Origin of the sequence: Actinomycetospora aurantiaca, assembly GCF_037401875.1 — a bacterium.
Classification (GTDB): domain Bacteria; phylum Actinomycetota; class Actinomycetes; order Mycobacteriales; family Pseudonocardiaceae; genus Actinomycetospora; species Actinomycetospora aurantiaca.
Window position 1 is genome coordinate 1 of record NZ_JBBEGN010000054.1, and the last position, 323, is coordinate 323.

Here is a 323-nt window from a genome sequence, read left to right on the forward strand (position 1 = left end):
CAGAGCGCCACACGAAGGTCCCGGCCTGTGGTTGGTGGACGGTCCAGCCGGAGTCGGGTTCGTGTTTGGCGAGGTGGTGCCCGAGGCTCAGGGCGCCGAGGTTGTCGGCCTGGGTCGGGCCGCCGTGGGTGTGGTCTCGGGTGTGGTCGATCTGGCAGGCCACGGCGGGGCGGGTGCACATCGGGAAGCGGCAGGTGCGGTCGCGGGCGTGGATCCAGCGGGTGAGCTCGGCCCCGGGGAACCGGTGGTCGGCCTCGGCGGTCGAGCGCGCCGGGTGCTCGTCGGGGTCACGTTCCCGGGCAGCGGCCAGGGCGGCCCGGACG

General features: G+C 74.9%; 1 pseudogene. It reads right to left on the reverse strand.

Annotation, left to right across the window (positions count from 1 at the left end):
- Positions 1-323, reverse strand: a pseudogene (locus WCD74_RS29870) (HNH endonuclease signature motif containing protein); the annotation flags it as partial.